This window comes from Pseudomonas sp. SWRI77, assembly GCF_014269105.1.
Lineage (GTDB): Bacteria > Pseudomonadota > Gammaproteobacteria > Pseudomonadales > Pseudomonadaceae > Aquipseudomonas > Aquipseudomonas capeferrum.
Genome location: NZ_JABWRV010000026.1, coordinates 62,198 through 87,793 on the forward strand (window position 1 = coordinate 62,198; position 25,596 = coordinate 87,793).

22 protein-coding genes are annotated in these 25,596 nt (G+C 63.6%); 5 read left to right on the top strand and 17 right to left on the bottom strand.

The window, feature by feature from the left end; genetic code table 11:
* Window positions 1-22 precede the first annotated feature (22 nt).
* Window positions 23-673: an FKBP-type peptidyl-prolyl cis-trans isomerase gene (locus HU766_RS21805; protein WP_186660528.1), complete on the top strand. Its 651-nt coding sequence runs from the start codon at window positions 23-25 to the stop codon at window positions 671-673.
* Window positions 674-682: 9 nt separating this feature from the next.
* Here HU766_RS21805 and HU766_RS21810 read toward each other — a convergent pair whose 3' ends face one another.
* From HU766_RS21810 to HU766_RS21835, 7 genes are all read right to left on the bottom strand, one after another.
* Complete coding sequence (locus HU766_RS21810; protein WP_033703299.1) at window positions 683-1,153, bottom strand: Rsd/AlgQ family anti-sigma factor; 471 nt, start codon at window positions 1,151-1,153, stop codon at window positions 683-685.
* 231 nt (window positions 1,154-1,384) lie between these two features.
* Entirely contained in the window at window positions 1,385-1,885 is a 501-nt protein-coding gene (locus HU766_RS21815; RefSeq protein WP_033703301.1) for a disulfide bond formation protein B, read from the bottom strand.
* Between the two features lie 232 nt (window positions 1,886-2,117).
* A complete protein-coding gene (locus HU766_RS21820; protein WP_186660530.1) occupies window positions 2,118-3,356 on the bottom strand; it encodes a heme biosynthesis protein HemY in 1,239 nt (412 codons plus the stop codon).
* Entirely contained in the window at window positions 3,353-4,453 is a 1,101-nt protein-coding gene (locus tag HU766_RS26265) for a uroporphyrinogen-III C-methyltransferase (RefSeq protein ID WP_047582865.1), read from the bottom strand. The genes HU766_RS21820 and HU766_RS26265 overlap by 4 nt, the downstream gene beginning before the upstream one ends.
* 45 nt (window positions 4,454-4,498) lie before the next feature.
* Window positions 4,499-5,266: a uroporphyrinogen-III synthase gene (locus HU766_RS26270; protein WP_186665131.1), complete on the bottom strand. Its 768-nt coding sequence runs from the start codon at window positions 5,264-5,266 to the stop codon at window positions 4,499-4,501.
* Window positions 5,263-6,204 carry a hydroxymethylbilane synthase gene (gene hemC, locus HU766_RS21830; RefSeq protein ID WP_186660532.1) on the bottom strand — a complete coding sequence of 314 codons (942 nt, stop codon included), beginning with the start codon at window positions 6,202-6,204 and terminating at the stop codon, window positions 5,263-5,265. The genes HU766_RS26270 and hemC overlap by 4 nt, the downstream gene beginning before the upstream one ends.
* A gap of 353 nt (window positions 6,205-6,557) precedes the next feature.
* On the bottom strand, window positions 6,558-7,301 hold the full coding sequence (locus tag HU766_RS21835) for a LytTR family DNA-binding domain-containing protein (RefSeq protein ID WP_033703307.1): 744 nt from the start codon (window positions 7,299-7,301) through the stop codon (window positions 6,558-6,560).
* Window positions 7,302-7,609: 308 nt separating this feature from the next.
* On the opposite strand from HU766_RS21835, the gene argH reads away from it, so the two are divergent.
* Window positions 7,610-9,004: an argininosuccinate lyase gene (gene argH / locus HU766_RS21840; RefSeq protein WP_033703309.1), complete on the top strand. Its 1,395-nt coding sequence runs from the start codon at window positions 7,610-7,612 to the stop codon at window positions 9,002-9,004.
* Between the two features lie 114 nt (window positions 9,005-9,118).
* Here argH and HU766_RS21845 read toward each other — a convergent pair whose 3' ends face one another.
* Window positions 9,119-9,781, bottom strand: a complete 663-nt coding sequence (locus tag HU766_RS21845; protein WP_186660534.1) for a glutathione S-transferase — start codon at window positions 9,779-9,781, stop codon at window positions 9,119-9,121.
* A 147-nt stretch (window positions 9,782-9,928) separates the two neighbouring features.
* Here HU766_RS21845 and HU766_RS21850 point away from each other — a divergent pair, with 147 nt between their 5' ends.
* A complete protein-coding gene (locus HU766_RS21850; protein ID WP_186660536.1) occupies window positions 9,929-10,228 on the top strand; it encodes a hypothetical protein in 300 nt (99 codons plus the stop codon).
* 69 nt (window positions 10,229-10,297) lie between these two features.
* Window positions 10,298-10,543: a TIGR02647 family protein gene (locus HU766_RS21855; protein ID WP_033703312.1), complete on the top strand. Its 246-nt coding sequence runs from the start codon at window positions 10,298-10,300 to the stop codon at window positions 10,541-10,543.
* 167 nt (window positions 10,544-10,710) lie between these two features.
* Here the strand turns inward: HU766_RS21855 and HU766_RS21860 are convergent, their stop codons facing one another.
* From HU766_RS21860 to HU766_RS21890, 7 genes are all read right to left on the bottom strand, one after another.
* The gene (locus HU766_RS21860; protein WP_186660538.1) at window positions 10,711-12,654 is read right to left on the bottom strand and encodes an FTR1 family protein; all 1,944 of its coding nucleotides are present in this window, start codon (window positions 12,652-12,654) and stop codon (window positions 10,711-10,713) included.
* A gap of 268 nt (window positions 12,655-12,922) precedes the next feature.
* A complete protein-coding gene (locus tag HU766_RS21865; protein ID WP_186660540.1) occupies window positions 12,923-14,344 on the bottom strand; it encodes an efflux transporter outer membrane subunit in 1,422 nt (473 codons plus the stop codon).
* Window positions 14,341-15,216 carry an HlyD family secretion protein gene (locus tag HU766_RS21870; RefSeq protein ID WP_186660542.1) on the bottom strand — a complete coding sequence of 292 codons (876 nt, stop codon included), beginning with the start codon at window positions 15,214-15,216 and terminating at the stop codon, window positions 14,341-14,343. The genes HU766_RS21865 and HU766_RS21870 overlap by 4 nt, the downstream gene beginning before the upstream one ends.
* On the bottom strand, window positions 15,213-15,425 hold the full coding sequence (locus tag HU766_RS21875) for a DUF1656 domain-containing protein (RefSeq protein WP_186660544.1): 213 nt from the start codon (window positions 15,423-15,425) through the stop codon (window positions 15,213-15,215). The genes HU766_RS21870 and HU766_RS21875 overlap by 4 nt, the downstream gene beginning before the upstream one ends.
* Complete coding sequence (locus HU766_RS21880; protein ID WP_186660546.1) at window positions 15,422-17,509, bottom strand: FUSC family protein; 2,088 nt, start codon at window positions 17,507-17,509, stop codon at window positions 15,422-15,424. Before HU766_RS21880 ends, HU766_RS21875 begins: the two co-directional genes overlap by 4 nt.
* A complete protein-coding gene (locus HU766_RS21885; protein WP_186660548.1) occupies window positions 17,506-17,958 on the bottom strand; it encodes a MarR family transcriptional regulator in 453 nt (150 codons plus the stop codon). Before HU766_RS21885 ends, HU766_RS21880 begins: the two co-directional genes overlap by 4 nt.
* A gap of 176 nt (window positions 17,959-18,134) precedes the next feature.
* Entirely contained in the window at window positions 18,135-18,929 is a 795-nt protein-coding gene (locus HU766_RS21890) for a tetratricopeptide repeat protein (protein ID WP_033703320.1), read from the bottom strand.
* 206 nt (window positions 18,930-19,135) lie between these two features.
* On the opposite strand from HU766_RS21890, the gene HU766_RS21895 reads away from it, so the two are divergent.
* Complete coding sequence (locus HU766_RS21895; RefSeq protein WP_186660550.1) at window positions 19,136-19,696, top strand: WYL domain-containing protein; 561 nt, start codon at window positions 19,136-19,138, stop codon at window positions 19,694-19,696.
* Between the two features lie 150 nt (window positions 19,697-19,846).
* On the opposite strand, the gene HU766_RS21900 is transcribed toward HU766_RS21895, so the two are convergent.
* Window positions 19,847-20,188 (bottom strand): hypothetical protein, encoded by a 342-nt coding sequence (locus tag HU766_RS21900; RefSeq protein WP_033703347.1) that lies wholly within the window; start codon window positions 20,186-20,188, stop codon window positions 19,847-19,849.
* 163 nt (window positions 20,189-20,351) lie between these two features.
* Window positions 20,352-25,596: immunoglobulin-like domain-containing protein (locus HU766_RS21905; protein ID WP_186660552.1), on the bottom strand; the 5,245-nt coding region annotated here is incomplete at its 5' end.

The window sequence follows — 25,596 nt, forward strand, 5'->3', positions numbered from 1 at the left end:
GCTCATTGCGCAGGAACTGCCCATGCCTCGTTTTCTTGTTTTAGGCTTGTGCCTGGTGGCGCCCTTTGCCCTGGCCAATGCGGACGACCACGACCTGGCTTACAGCCTGGGCGCCAGCCTGGGCGAGCGCTTGCGCACCGAGATGCCTGGCTTGCAACTGGACGCCTTGGTCGAAGGCCTGCGCCAGTCCTATCAAGGGCAGCCGCTGAAGCTCGACAAGGCACGCATGCAGGCCGTGCTGCAGCAGCATGAGGCGCAGGCAGACAGCACGGCGGAGCAGGCCGAGGCAGACAAGCTCAAGGCGGTGGAAACACGCTTCATGGCCAACGAGCGGGCACGGGCCGGTGTGCATGAGCTACCCGAAGGCGTGCTCTACAGCGAACTGCAAAGTGGCGCCGGGGCACAGCCCAAAGCGGGGGGCAAGGTACAGGTTCGTTACGTAGGCAGGTTGCCGGACGGCTCGGTGTTCGATCAGAACCAACAGCCGCAGTGGTTCAGCCTGGGCTCGCTGATCGAGGGGTGGCAGGTGGCCTTGCCTCGGATGCATGCAGGCGCCAAATGGCGCCTGGTGATTCCGTCGGCACAAGCCTACGGCGCAGAGGGCGCGGGTGACCTGATCGCACCCTATACGCCTTTGGTATTCGAGATCGAACTGCTGGCAGTTGGCGACTGACGCCAAGCCTCAGGCTTCGACTGCGCCCTCTTCCTTGTGCGCGTTGTGCAGCACCTCGATCAGGCAATCTTCCAGCTCGAAGCGCTCGTGCAGCAGGCCGCCCAGCTTGGCCAGTTTTTCGGCGAAGCGCTCCGGGTCCTTGCACTCGCCCTTCTCGCAATGGTCATTGAATGCCAGGGCGATCTGGGTACTGTCATCGATACGTGGGTTGATCTGTGTGGCCAGTTCAAGGCCACGCGTATCACCGAAGGCCTTGGCTTCGCTGACCAACTGTTCGCTGACCTCGAAGTGCCAGGCCGACACGTAGTCGACCAGGACCGCACAGAAATCGCGGTTCTTGTCCTTGTCGGCGAAGGCCGGCTTGGCGTCGCGCAACGCGCGGAAAGCCTGCACCAGCTCCTGGCGCTCCAAAAGCCAACGGTCGATCAGCTTATGAACCCCGCCCCAGCGTTCCTGGGCGTTCTGACAACTATCGAGCATGGCGATCTCTTCCCTTCTGGGTAGATGCCGCTGCACCTCGCACCACGACCGCGCAGCACAAAGGTGACATCAGCAGGACGGCATCGAGCAGTTGTATTTTCGGTATGCGTGCTGGGAGATTATTCCCGCGCGTGCTGACCATCAAGGTACTCAGCAGACAAAGTTCATACAAGTGTTTAATACCCCCTGGCAACGCCATTGGTCGCGATGGCGCCCCAGGCGTGCGCCAGGTCAAGTACCGGCCAGGGTGCGGAAACGATACGCCAGCAGGTGGCTCAAGGGCAGCGCAGCCAGCAACAGGAACGCCAACAGGCTCCATTCAGGCAGCGTCAGGTCGAAAAAACTCCAGGTCAGCGAGTGGCAATCCGGCCCACCCAGCAGTAACTGCCGGGCAGCCTCGCGCCAGGATTGCTCGAACACCCGCCAGATCGGCGCCGGGCATACATGAACCGCCCCACTCGCCCCTTGCAGCCAGACATGCCGGGCGGCCAGCAGCGCCCCCGTCAGCGAGCAGGCCAGCAGCGCCCGCGTGTAACCGCGGCTGGTCGAAGGCGCCTGTACCACTGCGCCCAGGCAAAGCATCGCATACAGGCCCAACAGCAGGCGCTGGGTGAAGCACAACGGGCACGGTATCAGCCCCAGCGTATATTCCAGGTAATAGGACCCGACCAGCACCGCCAACGAGGCCAGGCAGGCAGGGACAAAGAAAGTACGTAAACGGGCCGGCAGCATGGGCAATGGTGGTCCCGGGGAATGAAGTGGCTTGAAACGGTAGAGGAAACAACCGCTTTGTTTCAAGGCACTACAGGGACGACAAGTCGCTGAATAGCAAAGGAAGTTTCCATTCTGGAAGTAGGAAACGTCTTAAGAAATGGATTGCAGATCTAACTTACATTGCCAGACAAGTTACCCAGCCCCTGAATCCGCACTTCGGCGCGGGCTCAGGGGTGGCTCAGGCAAAGGTTCAGGCGCGTACGGCTTCTGGCAACGGCAGCGCCAACAGACGCTCATCCAGCAAACCAAGGCCTTCCTGGAACAGCTGGTTGCTGCGCTCGGTCTCGCCAAGGCCGGCGAGCAGGCGGGCCAGCTCGGCGCAGGTTTCCGGGTTGCGCTCCATCCGCAAGCTGCTTTCCAGATAGTCACGCGCCTTGCCCCACAGGCGGTTTTGCAAGCTCAGGCGGCCGAGGGTCAGCAACAGGCTCGGGTCTTGAGGGTTGGCTTTAAGCCAGCCTTCGGCAGCCTGTAGCTGACGTGCCGGGTCATCACCGCGCACCAGGCCATACAAACGGGCCAGGTGGCTTTCGTATTCGCGCTTGAGGGCGGTGCGCAACACCTGCTCCGCCTCGCCCTGGGCGCCCACCTGCCGCAGTTGCTCGGCATAGGCCAGCACCAGTTGCGGTTCCTGGCGCTGGGCGGCGGTAAGCTGTTGCCAGGCGCGCTCCAAGGCCTGACGCGCACTTTGCGCATCTTCGCCCCGGGTCGTCGCCAGGCTCAGGTTCTGGCCCCAGGCGCGTTTTTCCAGTTCGGCGAGCTCATCGGCCGGCAGCACCTTGCCCTTGCGCAGCTCAGGCAGCAGACGAATCAGCGCCGACCAGTCGCCGCGCCCCAGGTGCAGGCGCTGCAGCAGGCGCAGTACCTGGCCGTTTTGCGGGTGTCGCTCGTGCATGGCCAGCAGGGTTTCCAGGGCGCCGTCGGTATCACCGCGGTCCATCTGCAACTGGGCATGGGTCAGGGCAATGGCAAGCTCGGCCTGCGGCTGACGCTCCAGAGCACGCTCGAGCAACTGGTCGCTGTCTGCCGTGCGGCCTTGCTCGTTGGCCGCGCGGGCGGCACCGAGGTAGTACAGCAAGGGTTGGCGCTCGGCTTCGGCGGCGCGGTGCAGATGGCGTTGGGCGCTGGCCCAGCGGCCCTCGGCGAGGTCCAACTGGCCTTGCTCGATGGCCACCCGGATGCGACGGCTGCGGTTGCGTCGCGACCACGGGTTGACCACACCACTGGAGGTCAGCACCAGGCCGACCAGGTAGCGCAGCAACCAGAGCACGGCGATTACGGCGATCAGCCCGGCCAATGCCGCCCACAGCCCCGACTGGTAACGGAAGCTGCCATAGGAGATCAACACATAGCCACTGTGCTTGGCCACCGCGATACCCAGCGCAGCGGCGATCACGATCGCCAGCACGGCCAGCAGGTAGACCCGCTTCATGGTTTGCCCCCTTCACCCTCGGCCGGCAGGTGACGGCGCTGGATGTAGGCCTGCACCGAGGCCAGGCTTTCGCTCAGGTCAGGGGTGACGACAGACACCGGCTGCTCGGCCAGGGCGTTGAGGCTGTCGAGCATGGCCTTGCTCTGCGGGTTGTCGGCGTTGAAGTTGGCCAACAGCACAGAGCGCGCATCATCCAGCGCCTGGGTGTAGACCTTGGCCTCGCCGTTGAGCGCCGCCCACTGGGCCTGCTCGATGGTCAGGCTGAGGGCCAGGCGCAACTGGTTGAGCGACTGCCCGGCCAGCAGCGGCCGCACGTTGTCATCGGCGTTGAAGTCGATCTGGAAGTACTTGGAGATTTCCGCCCACCACTGCGACCAGCGGCTGGCGCCATCGCCGTCGGCAGTCAGCGCGCCAAGGGCATCGGCGTTGCTGTCGAACTCGGGCGACTGGGCGCTGAGTTGCTGCACCAGTTCACGTTGCGCGGCCAGCTTGAGGTACAGGCCGGTGCGGTCGGGTTGCTGGGTGCTGTTGAGCGTTGCCAGGCTGCGTGCCAATTGCTCGCGGGCGGCGAAGGCGCCTGGGTCGCTCTGCTCGCGCAGGATTTCGTCGGCGCCTTCGACCAGCGCCTTGGCACTGGTGATGTCTTGCAGGGCCGAGAGGCGCAGGGTGGCCAGGCGCAGCAAGTGCTCGGCCTCTGCCAGGCGCCATTCCTTACGGCTTTCGCCAAGCACGGTTTCCAGGCGCTGGCTGAGGCGCTGCTGGTCGCCTTGCAGCTGCGAGACCAGCCGGCGGCGGTCTTCCAGCTCGCTGGCGGCCGGCAGGCTGGCCAACTGTGCACTGATCTGCTGCTCACGCTGCTGCAGCGCTTCGGCGCGCTGGTTCAGCGCTTCAAGGTGCTGCCCTTGGTTGAACTCGTTGCCTTGCAGTTGACGCACCTGCCAGACACCCCAGCCACCTATTGCGACCCCGGCCGCTCCCAGCAGCAGGGCCAGTGCTGCCAGACCACTGCCGGAGCGCTTGGCAGGTGGGGCGGTGACGGGGTCCGCCGGCGTCTGGGCCGACGGCTGATCATTATTGGACAAGACAGTTTCGCTCACGTATCCATCCTTTGCATGGGGGCGCTTGGCGTTCAGCTTAGCGCCTTAAGAGGCAGGTGCAGCGCTGCGCTGCACGGCTGCCAGCAAGGCCGTGGCACTGGCGCCACGGCAATCCACAACCTGTTGGGCCCCGGCGGCCCTGGCCTGCTCGGCAACCCGCGGGCTCGGCACGAACAGCGGCAGACGCGCCACCTGCGGCCAATCGGCGCCGGCCATCTGCTGCAAGTGTTCAAAGCCCTGCCCACTGCTGACCACCAGGCCATTGAGGCGTTCCGCTTCGATGCGACGCATCAAGGTGCCCACCGGGTATTCCGGCAGGCTGCGACGATACAGTTCCAGATAATCGACACTAGCACCTTGCTCTGCAAGACGCTCTGCCAGCAGTTCGCGACCTCCGACGCCGCGGACGATCAAGACACGCGGCGCAGGCACGCCGATAGCCTCGCGCAGGGCCGCCAGCGCGAGCAAGGCTTCACTGTCGTCACCTTGCGCTGGGCAGGCCACCTCAAGGCCCGCGCCCTGCAGCACCGCTGCGGTCGCCTCGCCCACCGTGAACCAGCCTTGAGCCGGTGGCTGTAGCCCGGCCTGGGCCAGCCGTTCGAGCAGCAACCTGGCTGCCGGCTTGCTGACCACGATGATTGCCTGAAAGCCCTGCAGGCCCGCGAGCAACTGGCGTTGCCGCTCGTCCACGGCGACAGCGTCTATCGCCAGCAGCGGCAGACAACTGCTGGCCACCCCCGCCGCCGCCAGCCGTTGCGCCAGTGCTGTGCAGTCATCGGCAGGCCGGGTCAGCAACAGGCGCCAATCACTCACGGGTGCCCGGCCTCGCCATAGACTTCCTTGAGGATGGCTTCGGCGCCCTGGCCCAGCAGGTCTTCGGCAACCTGCACGCCCAACGCCTCAGCCGCTGCGCGCGGCGCCCGGGCGTCGGCCACCAGCAAGGTGCCACCGCTGGGCTGGCCGACCAGGCCACGCAGCCACAGCTGGTCGCCTTCAAGTACCGCGTAGCAGGCGATCGGCACCTGGCAGCCGCCATTGAGGTGTTTGTTCAATGCCCGTTCGGCCACCACCCGGTCGGCGGTGTCGAGATGGTGCAGTGGCGCCAGCAGCGCATGGATTTCGCGGTCAGCGCTGCGGCATTCGATGCCCACCGCGCCTTGGCCGCCCGCTGGCAGGCTGTCGTCGACGCTGATGCTGGAGGTGATGCGGTCTTCGAAACCGAGGCGGATCAAGCCGGCCGCAGCGAGGATGATCGCGTCATATTCGCCGGCATCGAGCTTGGCCAGGCGGGTATTGACGTTGCCCCGCAGGAAGCGGATTTCGAGGTCCGGGCGGCGCGCCAGCAACTGGGCCTGACGGCGCAGGCTGGAGGTACCGACGATGCTGCCGGCGGGCAAGGCTTCAAGGCTTTCGAAACGGTTGGAAACGAACGCATCGCGCGGGTCTTCGCGCTCGCAGATGCAATACAGGCCCAGGCCTTCGGGGAAGTCCATGGGCACATCCTTCATCGAATGCACGGCGATGTCGGCTTCGTTGTCCAGCAGGGCGGTTTCAAGCTCTTTGACGAACAGGCCCTTACCGCCGATTTTCGCCAGCGGCGCGTCGAGCAGCTTGTCACCGCGGCTGACCATGGGCACCAGGGTCACGATCAGCCCAGGGTGAGCCTGCTCGAGGCGGGCTTTGACGTATTCGGCCTGCCACAGGGCCAAGGCACTTTTACGGGTGGCAATGCGGATTTCGCGAGTGGACATGGAACGCCCCGATGCAGAGAAATACCGCCGATGATAACAGCTCCGATGGCATCGCTAGCAGATACGGGTCAAAGGCGGTGCGGTGGAGGTGGCTCTTGTGCTTGTGCCCACGGATGGCTGTTTGTAGGAGCGGCCTTGCGTCGCGAAAGGGCCGCGAAGCGGCCCCGGCTATCTGTGCGGCGAAGCTGAAAACCTGGGCTGCTTTGCGAACCCGGCTATCTGTGCGGCGAAGCTGAAAACCTGGGGCTGCTTTGCGAACCCGGCAATCTGTGCGGCGAAGCTGAAAACCTGGGGCCGCTTCGCGGCCCTTTCGCGACGCAAGGCCGCTCCTACAACAGGCAGCGCACAGCGGGTCAGAGCGTCTGCATCATCTTGCGCACGCCAGCCACGTGGCGCCGGCTGACGGTCAGCGCATCACCGTCAAGACCCTTGAGAAACAGCTGAAAATGCCCCAGCGGCGTGCGCTGCAGGCGTTCGATACGTTCGCGGGCCACCAGCGCGTTGCGATGGATGCGCACAAAGCGATCGCCAAATTCATCTTCCAGGGCCTTGAGCGGCTCATCGAGCAGCACTTCCCCGGTCTCGTGGCGCAAGGTCACGTATTTGTGGTCAGCAATGAAATAGATGACCTGGGGCAACGGAATCAGCTCGATGCCTTTTCGCGTTCGCGCGCTGATATGGCTGCGCGGGCCTCCGCCTTCATTGGCAGGCCGGGTAAGCGCCGCCAACTGGGCGCGGTTGGGCTTCTCGGCCTTGCGCAAGGCATCACGCAGCGCCTGGGGCTGGAAGGGTTTGGTCACATGGCTGAGGGTGCTGTCCTTGAAAGCCTCGGTGCCGTATTCGTCGTCACCGGTGCAAAACACCACCGACGGCGGCGCCTCGCGCTCGCACAGGCGAGCGGCAACCTGCAGGCCATCCAGGCCGGGCATGCCGATGTCGAGCAGGACGACATCAGGCTTGAGGCTTTCAATCAGCGCCAGGGCTTCCTCGCCGTTGGTGGCGCTAGGCTCCAGCACGGTGTAACCCTCCAGTTCGCCGAGCAGCCTACTGAGGCGTTCACGGCCTTGGGGTTCGTCATCAACGATCAGGACATTCATAATTGCGCTGGATTCCTGAATGAGTCTCGCACAGGTATAGCGTAGACAGATGTGGTTCGAGCGACACTGCGGTCACGCTCTAGACCGGTGCGATGGCCAAAGATTCACTCGGCCGGCAGATTCACTGCCAGTCCTCTGTCCAACTGTAGACGGTCCATGGAACACTGCCGTTCAATCCTGCAAATCCTTGTGTGCGTGTCTGCCTGCCGTTTTCGGGTCATTTCTCTCGACCGGCGCCCTGCGGCAGCAAGCCCAACCCTGCTATCATCGTTGCCACTTTTTCGTTCACGCCTGCAATGAGTGAATCCATGAGCACCGACAAGACCAATCAGTCCTGGGGCGGCCGCTTCAGTGAGCCCGTCGACGCCTTCGTCGCCCGTTTCACCGCTTCGGTCGATTTCGACAAGCGCCTGTACCGCCACGACATCATGGGTTCGATCGCCCACGCCACCATGTTGGCGCAGGTCGGCGTGCTCAGCGATGCCGAGCGCGACACCATCATCGATGGCCTGAAGACCATTCAGGGCGAGATCGAGGCCGGCAACTTCGACTGGCGCGTCGAGCTTGAAGACGTGCACATGAACATCGAGGCACGCCTGACCGATCGCATCGGCATCACCGGTAAAAAACTGCACACCGGCCGTAGCCGAAACGACCAGGTGGCCACCGACATCCGCCTGTGGCTGCGCGACGAGATCGACCTGATCCTGGCCGAAATCACCCGCTTGCAAAAGGGCCTGCTGGAGCAGGCCGAGCGTGAAGCCGACACCATCATGCCCGGCTTCACCCACCTGCAGACGGCCCAGCCGGTCACCTTCGGCCACCACCTGCTGGCCTGGTTCGAAATGCTCAGCCGCGACTACGAGCGCCTGGTCGACTGCCGCAAGCGCACCAACCGCATGCCCCTGGGCAGCGCCGCGCTGGCAGGCACCACCTACCCGATCGACCGCGAGCTCACCTGCAAGCTGCTGGGCTTCGAGGACGTGTCTGGCAACTCGCTGGACGGCGTTTCCGACCGCGACTTCGCCATCGAATTCTGCGCTGCCGCGAGCATTGCCATGATGCACCTGTCGCGCTTCTCCGAAGAGCTGGTGCTGTGGACCAGCGCGCAGTTCCAGTTCATCGACCTGCCTGATCGCTTCTGCACCGGCAGCTCGATCATGCCGCAGAAAAAGAACCCGGACGTACCGGAGCTGGTACGTGGCAAGAGCGGCCGCGTGTTCGGCGCGCTGACCGGCCTGCTGACCCTGATGAAAGGCCAACCGCTGGCCTACAACAAGGACAACCAGGAAGACAAGGAACCGCTGTTCGACGCCGCCGATACCCTGCGCGACTCGCTGCGTGCCTTTGCCGACATGATCCCCGCGGTCAAGCCCAAGCACGCGATCATGCGCGAAGCGGCCCTGCGTGGCTTCTCGACTGCCACCGACCTTGCCGACTACCTGGTACGCCGTGGCCTGCCGTTCCGTGATTGCCACGAAATCGTCGGCCATGCCGTGAAGTATGGTGTGGACACCGGCAAGGACCTGGCCGAGATGAGCCTGGAAGAACTGCGCCAGTTCAGCGACCAGATCGAGCAGGACGTGTTCGCCGTGCTGACCCTGGAAGGCTCGGTCAATGCCCGTGACCACATTGGTGGTACCGCGCCGGCGCAAGTGCGTGCGGCGGTGGTACGCGGCCAAGCCTTGCTGGCTTCGCGCTAAGGCCATGGCGAGGGCTTTGCCCTCGTTCGCGGGGCAAGCCCTCCCCCACAAAGAAACCGCTAACTCATTGATTTAACGGAACCCTGTGGGGCAGGCTTGACGCTTGTGCACACCTCAGCGCTTGCCGCTGCGAATCATCTCCATGAAGGCCGGCATCGACGCCTCCTTGTCTGCCAAAATCCGCGCCATGTGCGGGTTCTCGCCCATTCGCTGCAACAATGCCTTGGCCTGCGGGAAATCCGCCAGGAAGTCGACGTTCAGCACCTTCTTGCCCACCGCGTAAGCCAGGTCGACCGAGAAGCAGAACATCAGGTCGGCAATCGTCAGCTGCTCACCCGCCACATACGGCGCGAAGCGACCATTGCGCTTGAGCGTGGCAAAGCCCGCCAACAGGTCGGCCCGCGCGCGCTCCTTGATCAACGGCTCTACCGCCATGCCAAAGAACGACTCGGCGTAGCAGGTGCGTGCCGGCAGCTCGATGTACAACTCGATTTCTCTCAGCAGCTCGCGCACCTTGGCCTGCTCGAACGGGTCCGCAGGCAACAGCGCTTTGCCGCCCTGGGTCTGCTCGATGTAGTCGAGAATCACACTGGTCTCGCTGAGGAAGCCGTGGTCGGTTTCCAGCACCGGCACCTTGCCCCGTGGGCTGACTTCCAGTGCATGCGGCGCCTGGCCGCCATAGAAGGTGACCTCCTCGAAAGGCAGGCCTTTTTCCAGGAGCGCCAGCTTGACCATGTTGTAGTAGTTGCTGACTGAGAATCCGTGAAGCTTGAGCATGGGGTAACAGCCTCCAGGCCGTATGGGGATGGCCCGGCTTTTATAGCCCCTCAGCCTGCGCCTGACCAGCGTCATGCACCCGGTCAATGACCGGACATTGCCGCCACAGGCGTGGCAAACTGTATGCCCAATCACAGGAGTACCGCCATGAGCGAGCCCACCGACATCGACAATGACGACGAAGCCTTCGCCGAGGCAACGCTGACCCAGGCCATCGAGAACCAGATCGAAAGCGACGAGCCGCCAGCGGCCAAGGCCACCTTCAACAAACTCACCCTGGTTGGCTATGCGCGCGAGGATATCCTCAACCTGATGGCCCATGTGCTGGCCTTCGAGATCGACAACATGCTGGTGGAAGACCGCGCGTTCAACAGCGAATGGTATGAAAACGCCCTGCGTGCCCTGCCCGAGCTGCCACCTGAGATGGATCAAGGCGACGACGAATAACCCGACTACACTCGAAGGTCAGGCACCCATGAAGGTGCCGCCATCCTCGTCTGGAAGTCAGGAGTCGCCATGTCCTTTACCCCCGAGCTGATCGATGAACTGGAAGTACTTGCGCTGTTCAAGCACGACAGCAGCCAGGAAGGCATCAAGATAAACAGCCAAGCCCCCACTAAACTCATCGCGGCAGCTAAACGCCTGCACGAAAAAGGGCTGACCGATCAACCCGATGGTGGCTACCTGACCAGCCTGGGTCATGACGCCGTCGAAAGTGTGCAACTGCTGCAGAACATTCTCAAGGCGCCACAACCGGCCTGACAGACTGCCGCAAGCCTTGTAGGAGCGGCCTTGTCGGGGCGCCGGAGCGGTCGGAAAGGGCCGCAACGCGGCCCCGGCAATTTGTGCAGCGCTGCTGAAATCCTGGGGCCGCTTCGCGGCCCGTTCGCGACGCAAGGCCGCTCCTACAGGGGGTTTACACACCTTTGCTAGTTGGCCGCCGCCCTGCGTTTCTCTGCCAGCCACGAGCGCCCGTACAGGAACACGATGGCCAGCAAGGCCACTGCCTGCGCTGCCAGCGAATAGGCATCGGCATGAATGCCCAGCCAGTCGAACTCGAAGAACGCCACCGGCCGCGTGCCCAGCACCCCGGCTTCCTGCAGCGCCTTCACGCCATGCCCGGCGAACACCACCGACAGCGCGCACAGCAGCGCGGCGTTGATGCTGAAGAACAGCGACAGCGGCAGCTTGGCCGAGCCGCGCAGAATCACCCACGCCAACCCCACCAGCAGCACCAACGCCGTGGCGCCCCCCGCCAGCACGGCCTGATGCCCGGCAGGCCCGGCCTGCAGCCACAGGGTCTCGTAGAACAGGATCACTTCGAACAGTTCGCGGTATACCGAGAAGAACGCCAGCATGGCAAAGCCGAAACGCCCGCCACCACTGACCAGGCTGCTTTTGATGTAGTCCTGCCAGGCAGCGGCGTGGCGGCGGTCGTGCATCCACACCCCGAGCCACAGCACCATGACCGCAGCAAACAGCGCTGTGCAGCCTTCCAGCAGCTCGCGCTGGGCACCGCCGACGTCGATCACGTAAGCCGCCAAGGCCCAGGTGGCAAAACCTGCGACCAGCGCCAGGCCCCAACCGACGTTGACGCTGCGCACCGCCGACTGCTGGCCGGTGTTGCGCAGGAAGGCGAGGATCGCCGCCAGCACCAGAATCGCTTCAAGGCCTTCGCGCAGCAGAATCAGCAAACCGGAGATATAGCTCAGCGACCAGCTCAGGCCATCACTGCCCAACAGCTTGGCGGCCTGGTCGAGCTTGGCCTTGGCTTCGGCCAGCCGTTGCTCGGCCTGGGCCACAGGTAAGCCGTCCTGCAGCGACTGGCGGTAAGCCATGAGGGTTTTTTCGGTGTCCTTGCGCGCCTGGGTGTCGATGTTGTCCAGCGAGCTTTCCACCAGCTCGAAGCCTTCCAGGTAAGCGGCTACCGACAGGTCGTAGGCCTGGTCGTGATCACCCTCGCTGTAGGCCGCCAGGCTTTTGTCCAGGGTGCTGGCGGTGTATTCGAGCAACTGCGCCGGGCCGCGTTTGGCTTGCGGCGGCTGGGCACGCTGGGCGCGAAACGCCGCTACTGCATCGGCGCCTTCGTTGGCCGCCACTTCGGCCGGGGTCTGGCGCGCCAGGTCTGCCAGGTTCCAGGCTTTATCGCCCTTGGCCGCCTCGGGGTTGGCAGTGAAGCTGGCCACAAAGGCGGCCACGTCCCAGCGCTGACGCTCGTCGAGCTGGTCGGCGAACGATGGCATCTCGGTACCTTCGATGCCCAGGCCGAGGGTGTTGTACAGGTCGAACAGGCTCAGCTGGTCTAGCCGTTCGACACTGCGCAGGTTGGCCGGCGGCGGCTCCAGGCCAACGCCGGCTAGGCCATCGCCGGCGCCGCTATCGCCATGGCAGATCGCGCAGTTCTGCGCGTACAGCGAAGCCCCACGGGCCGGGTCCGGGGTAATCACCGGAGCCTGGCTGACCTCGTAGGCCACCGCCAGGCGTGCGCCCAACTGACGGGCCTGACGGGCTACAGCGGCGCCGTCCTGACGCTGGTCGATGGCTTGGCGCAACGCCTGCACGCCCTGTACCAGCGCGGCTTGTTCGGCATGCGCCGGCAGGTTCTTGACCAGGTCGGCCAGGACCGCGCTGAACTCCTGTTGCTCGCGGTACTCGCCCTCGTCGATCACCTTGCCTTCGCGCACGGTCGGCGGGTAGTCGGCACCCATGTAGTCGAGCAAGTGCAGGGCCTTGGTAGCCTCGGCAGGGGCTTCGGCCAACGCCAGGGTGCTGCACAGCGCCAGCATCGGGCCCAGCAGTAAAGCAGGCAGCCAGGCAAGCAGACGGGAATGGGTATTCATGGCCAGTCTCGGAGGGAATGCGAAAGAGAACATTGTTCACTTCCACTCTTCTTCTCTCAAGGTTTGTGGGCAGATTTCATGAAAAATCTTGTGACAAAACAGGAGGGGATTGATCGTGAAATGAAAGCGCTTTTTGATCCACCAAGCACTATGCCGTGCTGGAGCATTGGACAATGGCTTACTGCTGCCCATGTCAGGTGTTCGCCGTGAGAGTTTCAGCGCCCTTGAGATCGAGCGCCGCGCGGGCGGCGCTCGATCTCAAGGGCGCCGCGGCTCTGTCGTCAAACCCTACCCACAACCCTCAAGGCTTGCCACCACCCCCCTTCCACCCCCCACCCCACGCCAGAAACACCCCAATCTGCCCCATCGCCACCTGGCTATTCGCCGCCGCCAACTGCGCCCGCATATCGGTATACGTCCGCGTCGCCTGCAAATCCGCCAGGAACGACTCACGCCCGGCCTGGTAATACCGATGCGTCTGGTCTGCCGCTTCCTTGGCCGACTGCTCCGCCTCGGCCAAAGCATCACGCCGGTCCAGCAAGGCGCTGTACTGCGCCAATCGGGTCTGGGTCTCGCGAATGGCGTTCAGCACCACACCATCAAAATGCGCCAGCGCCGCCTGGGTCGAGGCTTCGGCCATGCGGATGCGGGCACGGGTGCCATTGGTCGGGATGCTCCAATTGATCTGCGGGCCAAAGCCCCAGCGGTTGGTGGCCGGCTCGCCAAGGTTCTCGAGAATACCAATGGTGCCGACCTGGGCGCCGATGCTGATATCCGGGTACAGCGCGCCAGTAGCCACGCCGATGTTGGCGGTAGCCGCCGCCAGTTGGCGTTCGGCCTGGCGCACATCGGGGCGGCGCTTGAGCAACGCGGCGCCGTCGCCCACCGGGACCAACTGAGCCAGGTGCGGCAGCTCGGCGCAGTCGGCGGTGCCGGCAGGCAATTGCTCAACTGGTTTTGCCAGCAGTGCAGCCAGGGTATACAGGCCGGTCTCGCGCTCGGCCTTGAAGCGCGGCAACTCGGCGCGCAACGATTTGAACTGGGTCTGCGAGCGGGTGACCTGGGTTTCATCGCCACGGCCGGCATCGCGCAGGCGTTGGTTCAGCTTCACGCCTTGCTCCTGCAAGTCCAGCGACGCGCGGGCAATGTGGTATTCCTCGTTGGCCGAGCACACTTGGGTGTAGGCCTTGACCACATCGGCCACCAGGGTGATGCGCGCGGTGTCTGCGGCAGCTTGCACCGCGTCGGCGTTGGCCTTGGCCGCTTCGGTGCCGCGCTTGAACGTGCCCCACAGGTCAAACTGGTAGGAGGCGCTGATGATGGCCTCACCGATATTGGCCACGGGCACCTTCTCAGGCAGCAGGAAGGCCTCGCCGGACTCCTGCAAGCGCTGCGCGCCGGCCTTGATGCCACCGCTGAAGCCGCCCTGCGATTCGGCCACTTCAACCTGCGCACGGGCCTTGGCAATGTTGGCTGCGGCCACGCGCAGCTCGGTATTGGCGCTCAATGCCTGGCGTACCAGTTCGTTGAGACGCTGATCCTGGTACAGCTGCCACCAGTCTTCGGGCACCGGCGCCGACACCACACTGTCGGCATCCTGGCGCAGCGGGCCGTTGAGGTCGCTGCGCTGCACGGCAGCGTCTTTCGGCACTTCATAGTCCGGGCCAACCAGGGCACAGGCACCGAGGGACAAGGCCATGCCCACCAGCATCAGGCGTTTCATGGGCGCTTGTCCTCGATGATCGATACCGTGGCGGTGCGCCCGGCGATCATGCGGAAGTCTTCCGGCACTTCATCGAAGGCGATACGCACCGGAATCCGCTGGGCCAGGCGCACCCAGCTGAACGCCGGGTTGACGTTGGGTAGCAGGTTGGCGCCGCTGCTGCGGTCGCGGTCTTCGATGCCGGCGGCGAAGCTTTCTACGTGGCCGCGCAGGCGGGTGTTGTCGCCCATCACGCGGATGTCCACGGCATCGCCGATATGGATGCCACCGAGCTTGGTTTCTTCGAAGTAGCCATCGACGTGGTACGAGGCGCTGTCGACCACCGACAGTACCGGGCGGCCGGCGGTGACGAACTCATGGTTACGCGGGGCGCGGTCGTTGAGGTAGCCGTCCACGGGGCTGCGCACCACCGAGCGGTCGAGGTTGAGCTGGGCAGTATCGACCGCCACCTGCGCCTCGTTGACCGCCGAGCGGGCGCGGGCCTCGCGGGACTGGCTCTCTTCCAGCTGCTCGGCCGCCACCAGGTTGCCCAGTTTGCGGTTACGGCGCGTTTCACGGGCGGCCTGGGCCAGGGTTTCCTCGCGCTCGGCCAGGGTTGCCTGTGCCTGGCGCAGGGCCAGGCTGAAGCGGTCCTGGTCGATGGTGAACAGCACGTCGCCGCGCTTGACCACCTGGTTGTCACGCACCTCGACCTTCTGGATCAGCCCGGACACATCCGGGGCGATCTGGATCACGTCGGCGCGGATATGGCCGTCGCGGGTCCAGGGGGCGAACAGGTAGTACACCACCATCTGCCAGACGAGCACGGCGGCGAAACTCACGACCAGCAAGGTCAGGACCACACGGCCCAGGGTCAGCAAAGGTTTTTTCATGGCAGCATCAGGTTTCGGCATAAGTGGTCGACCGCGCCCAGCATCACGGCGTAGAGGGCAACGTTGAACAAGGCCCGGTGCCAGACCAGGCGGTAAAAGTGCAGGCGCACCAGTACAGCGTGCACGCCCAGGAACAACAGGTAGGTGAACAACATCATCACCAACAGCGTGGGCAGAAACACCCCGCTGATATCCAGATCACCGATCACAGTGGGGCTCCATCGATGCCGGGGGGCAGTTGCGGTTGTTCGGTGGGTTCGAGCATCACTTCGACACCGGGCAGCAAGGCCAGGCGCAGGCCACTCAAGGCGTGCAGCAGGTGCACACGGGCATCGCCGCGGTCGTTGTGATCGTCCAGCGCCAGCCCTTGCCGCGCACGCTCCATGTTGCGCAACAGCGCCGCCGGGGCGTGCAGGCGCTGGTTGGCGCGCAGGCAGGCGGCGTAGTGGGCGCCGACTTCTTCGATGACCAAAGCCAGGCGCTCGCGGGCCTGCGGGTTGGCGCGTGGCAGGTAGGCCAGCAGGTCGAGCAGGTTCAGGCCCACGCGCAGGTCACGCAGCGCCACACCGCTGTCCTGGCCGGTCTGCGACAAGCGTGGCAGGTGCTGCATCAGGCGGTCGAGCATCTGTACGCCCACTTGGCGGTGTTCGGCCAATGTCGCGGGCTGGGTCATTTCGACGATATCGCGCCAGGCGAAGCGGGTCATGCGCTTGGCCGCCAGTTCCACACCGAATGGGCGCAGCAGCAAGGTCCAGATGAAGGCGAACAGCAGCCCCACCGGGCCTGCCAGGTTGGCGTTGATGAAGGTCAGGAAGTCCGCATCATAGACGCCCTGGATGCTGATGAAGGTGGCGGTGTTGACGATGGTCAGCAAAGTACCGAGGTAGAAACGCGGCTGCACGGTCAGCGTGCCGACGCAAATGAACGGCACCGCAAAGGCCAGCACCAGCATCGGGAAGTCGTGCAGGTTGGGCAGCACCAGGAACAGGTAGACGCTGGAGAAGATCACCGACATCAGCGTCCAGAAGAAGAACCGGTAGATCTGCGGCGCCGGGTCGTCCATCGCGGCAAAGAAGCTGCACGCCACGGCGGCGAGGATGACCGCACTGCCACCGTCGTTCCAGCCGAGCAGAATCCACAGGCCACTGGCGACAATGATCGCGGTAACCGTGGAAAACACCGAGTAGAGCATCAGGCCACGGTCAAAGAACGGCGTCAGCCGGCCCAGGCGCCAGTGGCGGTAGGCGGCGCGCCAGGGCGTGGCGTCGTCCTTGCGCAAGGCGTGCTGGAGGGTGCAGCAGTCTTGCCAGAGGTCGACCCATTCGGTCAGGCGATACAGGGCGTTGGACAGCAGCAGGCCGGCGCGCTGGTCCAGGGCGGTGGCGCTGGGTTGCAGGCGGGTGATCTGCTCGTGCAATGCGGCCCAGGGGGCCAGGGAGGCATCGTCAGCGGTGCCTTTGAGCCATTCGCGGGCCTCGGCCAGCAGCGGTTGCAGCTGGGCGAACTGGGCCGGCGCACGGCCTTCGAGGGCGACCAGGGCGTCGTCCAGGGCGTCGATCACCGGCAGCAGGTGGATCATGCGCCCACGCAGTTCACTGGCGTTTTTCAGGGTGTGGGGGCCGGCACCTTCGTGGCCGAGCTGGCCGATCATCATTTCCAGGGTATTGAACGTGGCCACCATCGAGACGCGCATGCTGCCGACCTTGTCGGCGGCAACGTCGCGGGCCAGGTAGGTGTCGCTGTAGCGGATCGCCTCGGCGAACCAGTTGCCGGTCGAGCCGACCACCACCGGGGCCAGGCGCCGCGGCCAGAAGATTGCGCCGACCACCGCTGCGCAGACGATGCCCAGGCAGATTTCCTGGGCCCGCGACGAGGCCACATCGAACACCGCCGTAGGGTTGTCGACCACCGCCAGGGCAATCATCGGCAGGGTGTAGCCGGCCAGCATCAGCACGTAATTGTTGGCTGTGCGCAGGTTCAGCGAAAGGAACAGCAAGGTGCCGGTCCACAAGGCGATGGCCACGCTCAGCAACAGCGGCGACTGCACCAGCGGTGGCACCAGCAATACCGCCCCGCCGGCACCGAGCAATGTGCCCAGGGCGCGGTACAGGGCCTTGGAGCTGGTGGGGCCGACGAACGGGCTAGAGACGATATAGACGGTCGCCATCGCCCAGTAAGGGCGTGGCAGCTGCATGAGCAGGGCAATGTACAGGGCGATCATCGACGCGCCGAAGGTGCGCACGCCGTAGAACCAATCGCGGGCTGGGGGCACCGAGCTGAAGAATCCGTTCATGCTGCCCCGCCTGGTGCGCCGAGGCCGACGGCTTCGAAGGCGCGCAGTACGCGCAAGGCGGCCTCCAGGTCGGCCTGGTCGATGCCCTGCAGCACATCACGGCGCAGGCGCACCAGCTCGGCTTCGATGGACTCGGCCAGGGCGCGGCCTTCGGCGGTCAGGCTCAGGGCCTTGGCGCGGCGGTCCAGAGGGTCCTCGCTGCGGCACACCAGCCCGGCTTTGCACAGTTGGTCGAGCAAGCGCACCAACGACGGGCTTTCGAGGCCGGCGGCCTGGGCCACCGCCACCTGATGCACGCCGTCGCCCAGGCGCACGATCATCAGCAACGGCGCGGCGCAGGCTTCGGAGATGCCGTAGCTGGTGAGGGCCGCATGGCAGATGCGCCGCCAATGGCGTGCGGCAACCACCATGCCGCTGCTGACTTGCAGGCGCAGGAGATCAAGGGTCATGAAAGGAACCAAGGATATTCATAGTTTGCTAACTATCAATATACGCCTGGCCCTCCCCCTGTCGTCAACAGCGGGCGACGGATAGCGTGGATGAATTGTTGTTCATGTAATGCCCTTTCGCGGCGCAAAGCCGCCCCCACAAGGGGCTGCGCTTTGCCGCGAATACGAGGCAACGGTCAGGGCTGCACCTGGTCTTCCAGCTTCATCGTCAGCGCCAGCGTGCTGCCCATCTGCACTGCCCGGTCGCGCCATTCCAGGTACCGTGTGCCGTCGCGGCTGCTGAAATGCACCGCCAGCTCCTCGGCCGCCTGCATCACCCCCGCCGCAGCCGCCAGTTCCAGCCAATACAGCGCGCCTTTGATATCGGCTTCGACGTGCAGGCCATGCATCAGCCGATAACCGACTTCAAACCGGCATCGCGCTTCGCCCCGCTGGGCGCCGCGCTGAAACCACTGGTAGGCCTCTACCAGGTCGACCTGCCAGTCCAGGTCGCCATCGCACACTTCCTCTTCATACAAGTCACCGAGCGCAGCGGCAGCATGCAAAATGCCGCGGTCGAATGCCTGCCGATAACACTCGGCCGCCTGCACGTACGACGCCTCGATGCCTTTGCCGAAATAGTGCTGCTGGCCCAGGTTGAACCAGGCCGCGGCGTTGCCCTGCAAGGCCGCCATGCGCAGCAGGTGGCCGGCCAGCACCGTGTCGGCACGCCAGTACTTGCCATTGAGCCAGATCCAGCCGAGGTCATTGAGTGCCGCTACGCTGCCTTGCAACGCCTGGCGGCGCAGGTCGGCATACACCACCTGCAAATCGCTGGCCTCATCCAGGCGGCTGACCAACAGCGACCGCTGGCTGGGCAACCCGACCCCGGCAAACAACCGATGACGCCTCCCCGCAGGGGCTGGTGGGGCGATGACCCGCTCTGGCAGAAGACGGGCGAGCAGCGAATGGATATTGCTGGCAGCAGACATGTTCATCCTCATTGAACGACACACAACCCCAACCTCAGCTGTGATGAGGCGTGATTCTGCGTGACGTCACGACAAAACCTGTCGCGAACGATTCGGCACGAGGCAACCAAATGCGACTTCCTTGATCTGAGCAGGCTGTGGCCAATTGCCATGCCCCGCTCGTGCCGCCATCCTATTGCGGCAAGCCTAGACAAGGACGTTATCTTTTGCCGTTCGCCACCACTCGCGCCACCCTCAGCCGTCAGTGGGCGCTGCTGCGCCAGCTGCCCAGCCGCTCCCCAGGCATCACCAGCGCCGAGCTGGTCTGGCGCCTGCGTGATGTGGGCTTCAATGTCAGCAAACGCACGGTTGAGCGCGACCTCAACGAGTTGTCGCTGATTTTTCCGCTGGAACGCAATGACAAGAGCATACCGTTCGGCTGGCACTGGTCGTCGACTGCCGTGGGCGAGCTGCGCGGCAATTTCGACCTGTTGACCTACCTGCGCGGTGACGCGCTGCAGCCGGCCCAGGGCGAGGGGGTGGAGCTGGTGGCGCGGATCAGTGACACATTGGCGCGGCAGCTGCGCGAGACGCCACTAAGCACCGACATGCAGCTGACGGCGCAGGAGCATGGGCATCGGGTGCGTGCCACGGTGAGCGATGGCTGGCCGTTGCGCTGGTGGCTGCTGAGCCAGGGGGATGGGGTAGTGGTGGAGCAACCGGAAGGGCTGCGCGAAGAGATTGGCAAGATGCTGAGCAATGCGGCTGCCCAGTACCTGAATTCTTGACCTGCACCGGCCTCGGCGCGCTTGAGCTGGCCTGAGACCCGCAGCGGGAACATACGTTCTGCTTTACCGTCTTCCAGGGCGGCTGGTCGAACGCCTGAGTCGGCAGGCCGCAGCCCAAAGACTCACAGGGGGACCGGGGCTGATCCAGTATCAGATCAACCCGCCCTGCTCTTCTTCATCGATCAGGTTGTTCAGGCTGCCGAGCGCCTTGCGCGCCTTGGAACGATTGAGCAACTTGGCCTGCGCCCCAGCAGGCAGGTCAGTGATGCTGAAGACGCCCTTGGCAGTCAGCACATCGATCAAGTCCTCGAGCACGCGGATCATGTCCAGGTCGCTTTGCTTGAGCTGCTTGAGGCTGTTTTCCACTTCGTCATCGCCGAACCATTCCTGGATTTCGGCATTGTCGGCGGGGAGTATCTCGCTGAACCCTTCGTATGAAGCGGCTTCTACCCGCAGCAACTGGCCGGTGGCGTCGCGTTGCACGTAGAACATGGCGGTGTCCCTCGTCACGTTGATTCCTTGTTGGTAGACAGCAGCATAGGCAAAGATTTCCGGGCGCGCGGGCCCGGCGCAGGAGTATGCGCTGTCACGGGAAGGCAGGAAAGAGCCGGCGCCCACCCGGGCGGTCATACAGACCGCCCGGGTGGGCTGGGCATCAGCTGTCCTTGTTGTCGATACGGATGGTCGGGTCGCCACCGCTGATCAACGAGTTGATCGAGGTATTGGACCAGTTCACCCCTTCCAGCTTGATCGTCACATCGGCGTTGGCCAGGCCACCGGCGGCGTTGAGCTTGCCTTCACTGCTGACCTGCAGCGTCGAGGAGCCGTCCACCGTGGTGATCTTCAGGTAGTTGTCGATGGTGCTGCCCTTCTCGAACTGAAGCAGATCCTTCAGGTCGATACGGTCGCCTTCGGCCACCTTGAAGTCCTTGATCACGTCATTGCCGAGGTCGCCCGACTTCCACACGAAGGTGTCGGCACCGCTACCGCCGATGAGGATATCGTCGCCCTGGCCACCGATCAGGATGTCCTTGCCAGTACCGCCCAGGAGGATGTCGTTACCTCTGCCACCGTCGAGGGTGTCATCGCCACCTTGGCCGAAGAGGATATCGTTGCCATTGCCGCCCGACAGGAAGTCCTTGCCGTCGTTGGCGCCGGAGATATCGAATTCGGTGTAGTGCTCGGTGATGTACTGGTGAACGTTATTGGTGGTGATGGCACTGGCTTCGACACCGCTCTTCTGCGCCACGTACTCCTGCAGGGCCTGGTAGCCCTCGCTGACGACACCGTTGAGGGTGATCAGGTCACCGAAGATGATGTCGTTGCCGTTGCCGCCATCGACGTTGTCGGCGCCTGGCAGGGTCGCCTCGGAGTGCCCAAGGATCGCGCTGGCCAGTTTGGACGGATCGATGTTGGCCTGTGGCTTGCCGGCGCTGTCATAGGCCGTCAGGTCGGACAGGCTGACATCGTTGTTCAAGCCGATGGCCTGCACCTTGCTCACGCCGTTGGTGCCGCCCAGCAAGGCGAAGCTGGCAGAGGTGTTGGACGCCGAGTCCCTGTAGTTCCAGTATTCGGCATACCCCGTACCACCCAGGCTGGAGAACTCGTAGGTACCATCACCCTGCGCGTGGATCGTGCCGATGTTGGTGGTGTAGTCGAGCCTGCCATTGGTCTTGTAGGTGGCAACCGTGACATAGCCATCTTTGCTGATATTGACCTTGTGGGTGCTGTCGGCCCACTCACTGAAGGTTTCGCCTACCTTGTAGTTGTTGACGTTGACCACGTCATCCAGGTACTTGCCGCCGGTCCACAGGCGGTAGTTGGTGGTTTCATTGGTCTGGTAATAGGTCGGCTTACCGTCGGTGATGAAGTAGGTCAGGTTGTCCGCGTCGGTATTACCGGTCGCCATGGTGCTCTTGAAGAAGTTGGTCGTGGTCTTGAACACGTCTTCGTAGTTGGTACCGCCACCATCACGCGAGCCCCCTACCATCGAGTTCAGTACCGCTTGCAGCTTGTTCAATGCTTCTGGGTCTGCAAGGTTGACCGCCACGTTCTTGTTGACCTGGGTGTCGAAGTCGGCCAGGAAGATGTTCACCGTACCGGAGGTATCGGTGCCCAGGCTGGCTTTGAGGGTTTTGAACACCGATGCCAACTGCGCCCTGGCCGCGGCGACCGAGTCATCGCTCATGCTGCCCGAGCTGTCGACCATGAAGGCAATGTTGTAGTTCTTGCCCGCCACCACGTTCAGGCCAGCGACGTCGGCGACGATGATGTCGTTGCCTTCGCTGCCATTGAGGGTGTCATCACCTGAGGTGCCCACCGTGGCCTTGTAGTCGGCGCCGTAGACAGTCACCGGGATCTTGCCGGTGATGCTGTCCGAGCCGCCGAGGCTTTCGGTGGCGGTCGACGTGACGGTGATGTCGAACGAGCCCTTGTAGTAGGCCGGCGGGGTCAGTGTCAGGCCGCTGAGTTTCCAGCCTGTCACGTCCACCGGCGTGCCGCCGACAGTGACGGTGTGGCCCGCACCATCACTCAACAGCGTCCCTTTCGGAATGCCGCTGAGGGTCACGCTCAAGGTCTCGGAGCCATCGGTATCGGTCAGGTTGGTGGTGATGCCGACCAGTTTGACCGAGCCGCCTTCCGGCCCTTCATTGAGCTTGTAACCGTCGTAGTAGCTTTGGCCATTGACGGTGTGCAGATCGGACACGCCCAGGCCAGCGTTGGCCATCTCGGTCACGTTCTGGTACATCGGGATGTTGCTGCTGCTCAGGTCGGTGACAGCACCCGAGCCCACCTGGATGTTCAGGTCATAGCTACCCGGGCCAGACTGGTTGGCGTGGTACACCTCGATCGGGTAGTAGCCACTGGAGGTTGCGGTGAAGGTGCCGGAAACCTGGCCACCTGCGCCCCAGGTTGCGGTAACCACGGTCTTGCCACCAACGGTGACCACCATGCTGTCATCGGCGATGCCGCTGAACGTGTAGGTTTTGCCGGCCTCCAGGAAGATCAGCCCCGAGGTTTTCGAACCGGTGCCAGCAGTGACGCTGCCATCGGACTGCACGTTGGTGGTGGTGGCGCTGGAGTTGGCTTTGCCGGAGTTGGCGAAGACCGTCTTCAGCGCATCGCCAGTGATGCCGTTGCCGTCGGTGCCCAAGCCTTTCAGGGTGGTCCAGACTTCCTTGGTCAGGCCTTTGGACTCGACATCGCTGCTGCCGAAGCTCAGGGTCGGTTTGTCGGCCACCGGGCTGATGTCGACCTTCATGGTCACTTCGCTGCCCAGGTTGGTGCCGTCGTTTGGCTTGTACTTGAACTGCGCGTAGTCAGCCTGTTTGTTACCGACGCCCGAGCCGCCGTAACCATCTGTGCCCGACTGGTTCAGCGTCGGGACGAACTTGAGGTACTTGCTGCCGATATCGGCCTGGCTGACCACCTGGCCTACGGTCACATCGACCCACGCGGTGCCGTTGAAGAACTTCAGGCTACCGTCGACCGGCAGCGAGGTGATGGTCACGAACAAGCCGGTGTTGCCATCGGCATCGGTGACCTTGAAGTCGTTCCAGGCGAACAGGTAGTCGGTGTCTTCCACGCCATTGACCGCACCGCCAGTGGAGACCGGCAGGTGGTCGTTGTCGAGGATGTTGGTGGTAACGCTCGCCTTGCTGCCATCGACCTGCAAGTTCTCGAAGTTGCCACCGGTAGCGGTTTCGATCTTGACGGTGAAGTTTTCGGTACCCTCAACCAGCTTGTCGTCGAGGGTCTTGATATCGAACGTGGCGCTGCTGCTGTTGGCCGGGATCTTCACGGTGGTGACTGCGGTGTAATCCTGGCCGTTGGCGGTGCCGCTGTAGGTCAGGGTAACGGTGACTTCTGCCTTGGACGGGTTGCTCAGGGTCAGCGTGTAGCGGCCGGTTTCGCCTTCGGTCAACGAGGTGGTGCCGGTGATGCCGATGGTGGTCACATCGCCCTGGTTGCCAGTGCCTGGTGTACCAACACCTGGCTCGTCGTTGACCACGGTGGTGGCCGTGGTCTTGTCCAGCGTCAGCGCCTCGAACTTGCTGGCACCGGCGCCGCCTACCGACTGCAGAGACAGGCCGACAGAGGTCTGGCCGATGTAGGCGTCGTCTGGTGCAGCCACAGTGACGTAGCCCGTGGCACTGTTGGCCGGCACGTTGACGATGGTTTTGCCGTCGCTCAGGGTGAAGGTCAGCGCGCCGTGGTTGTTGATCGGCAGGCCGTCCTTGCTGGTCAGGGTCACGGTGTAGGTGATCACGCCGCCTTCGGTAACCGAAGGGGTAGCAGTCAGCTTGGCGATGACTTCGTTCTGAGTGTCCTTGATGTCCACCGAGGCCGAAGGCTTGCTCACGACCAGGTTCTCGAACTGACGGCCATCCGGCACGCTGGTGCCGGTGATGCTGACGGTCAGCGAACCGGCATCGACGTACACGTCTTCGCCTTGTGCGTCGTGGGTGAAGATGGCCGAGGTTTCGCCCTTCTTGATCACCACCGACTTGCCTTCGGTCAGCTGTACGGTCAGGTCCTGATCCAAGGCCTGTTTGATGCTGACGGTAAAGGTCGGCTTCTCGTTCTCGAAGACCGAGGCCTGGTTGGCAACGATGCTCAGTTCGACCTTGTCGCCCTGGTTACCGGTGCCCGGGGTGCCCGAGCCTGGTTCGTCGGTGACAGCGGTGCTGACCGGGGTCTTGTCCAGGACCAGGTTTTCGAACTTGCCAACATCAGCGCCATCAACCGAAGCGATCGACTTGATTACTGGGTCGTTGGTGCCGGTGTAGACGTTGTCAGGCGCAGTAACGGTGACGAAGCCCGAGGTGCTGTTGGCCGGCACAGTAATGACGGTGGTGCCGTCGCTCAGGGTGAAGGTCAGGGCCGAGTGTTTATCGATCGGCAGACCGTCTTTGTTGGTCAGGGTGATGGTGTAGGTGATCGCACCACCTTCGGTGACCGAAGGCGTTGCAGTCAGCTTGGCCACCACGTCGTCGGTGGTGTCAGTGACTTTGACCGACGCCGCATCGCCCAGTTGCAGGTTCTCGAAGGCACGGCCGTCGATGTCTGCTGCCGACTTGATGCCCAGGCTGATTTCGCCGGCGTCTTTGTAGACGTCGTCGCCCTGTGCAGCGTGGCTGTACGGTGCGCTGGTTTCGCCGGCCTTGATGGTCACGACTTCGTTGTTGCTCAGGGTCACGACAAGGTCGTGATCCAGGGCAGCGTTGATGTGGACGGTGAAGGTCGGTTTAACGTTTTCAGCGACCGAGACCTGGTCGGCAGTGATGGTGACCTTGACCAGGTCGCCACCGTTGCCAGTGCCTGGGGTGCCCGAACCAGGCTCGTCGGTAACAGCAGTGCTGACTGGCGTCTTGTCCAGAACCAGGTTTTCGAACTTGCCAACATCGGCGCCATCAACCGAAGCGATCGACTTGATTACTGGGTCGTTGGTGCCGGTGTAGACGTTGTCCGGCGCAGTCACGGTGACGAAACCGCTGGTGCTGTTGGCCGGGACGGTGATGACGGTGGTGCCGTCGCTCAAGGTGAAGGTCAGGGCCGAGTGCTTGTCGATCGGCAGACCGTCTTTGTTGGTCAGCGTGATGGTGTAGGTGATCGCACCGCCCTCGGTGACCGAAGGAGTAGCGGTCAGTTTGGCCACCACGTCGTCGTTGGTGTCAGTGACTTTGACCGACGCCGCATCGCCCAGCTGCAGGTTCTCGAAGGCACGGCCGTCGATGTCTGCTGCCGACTTGATACCCAGGTTGATCTCACCGGCATCTTTGTAGACATCGTCGCCCTGTGCAGCGTGGCTGTACGGTGCGCTGGTTTCGCCAGCCTTGATGGTCACAACTTCGTTGTTGCTCAGGGTCACGACAAGGTCGTGGTCCAGGGCAGCGTTG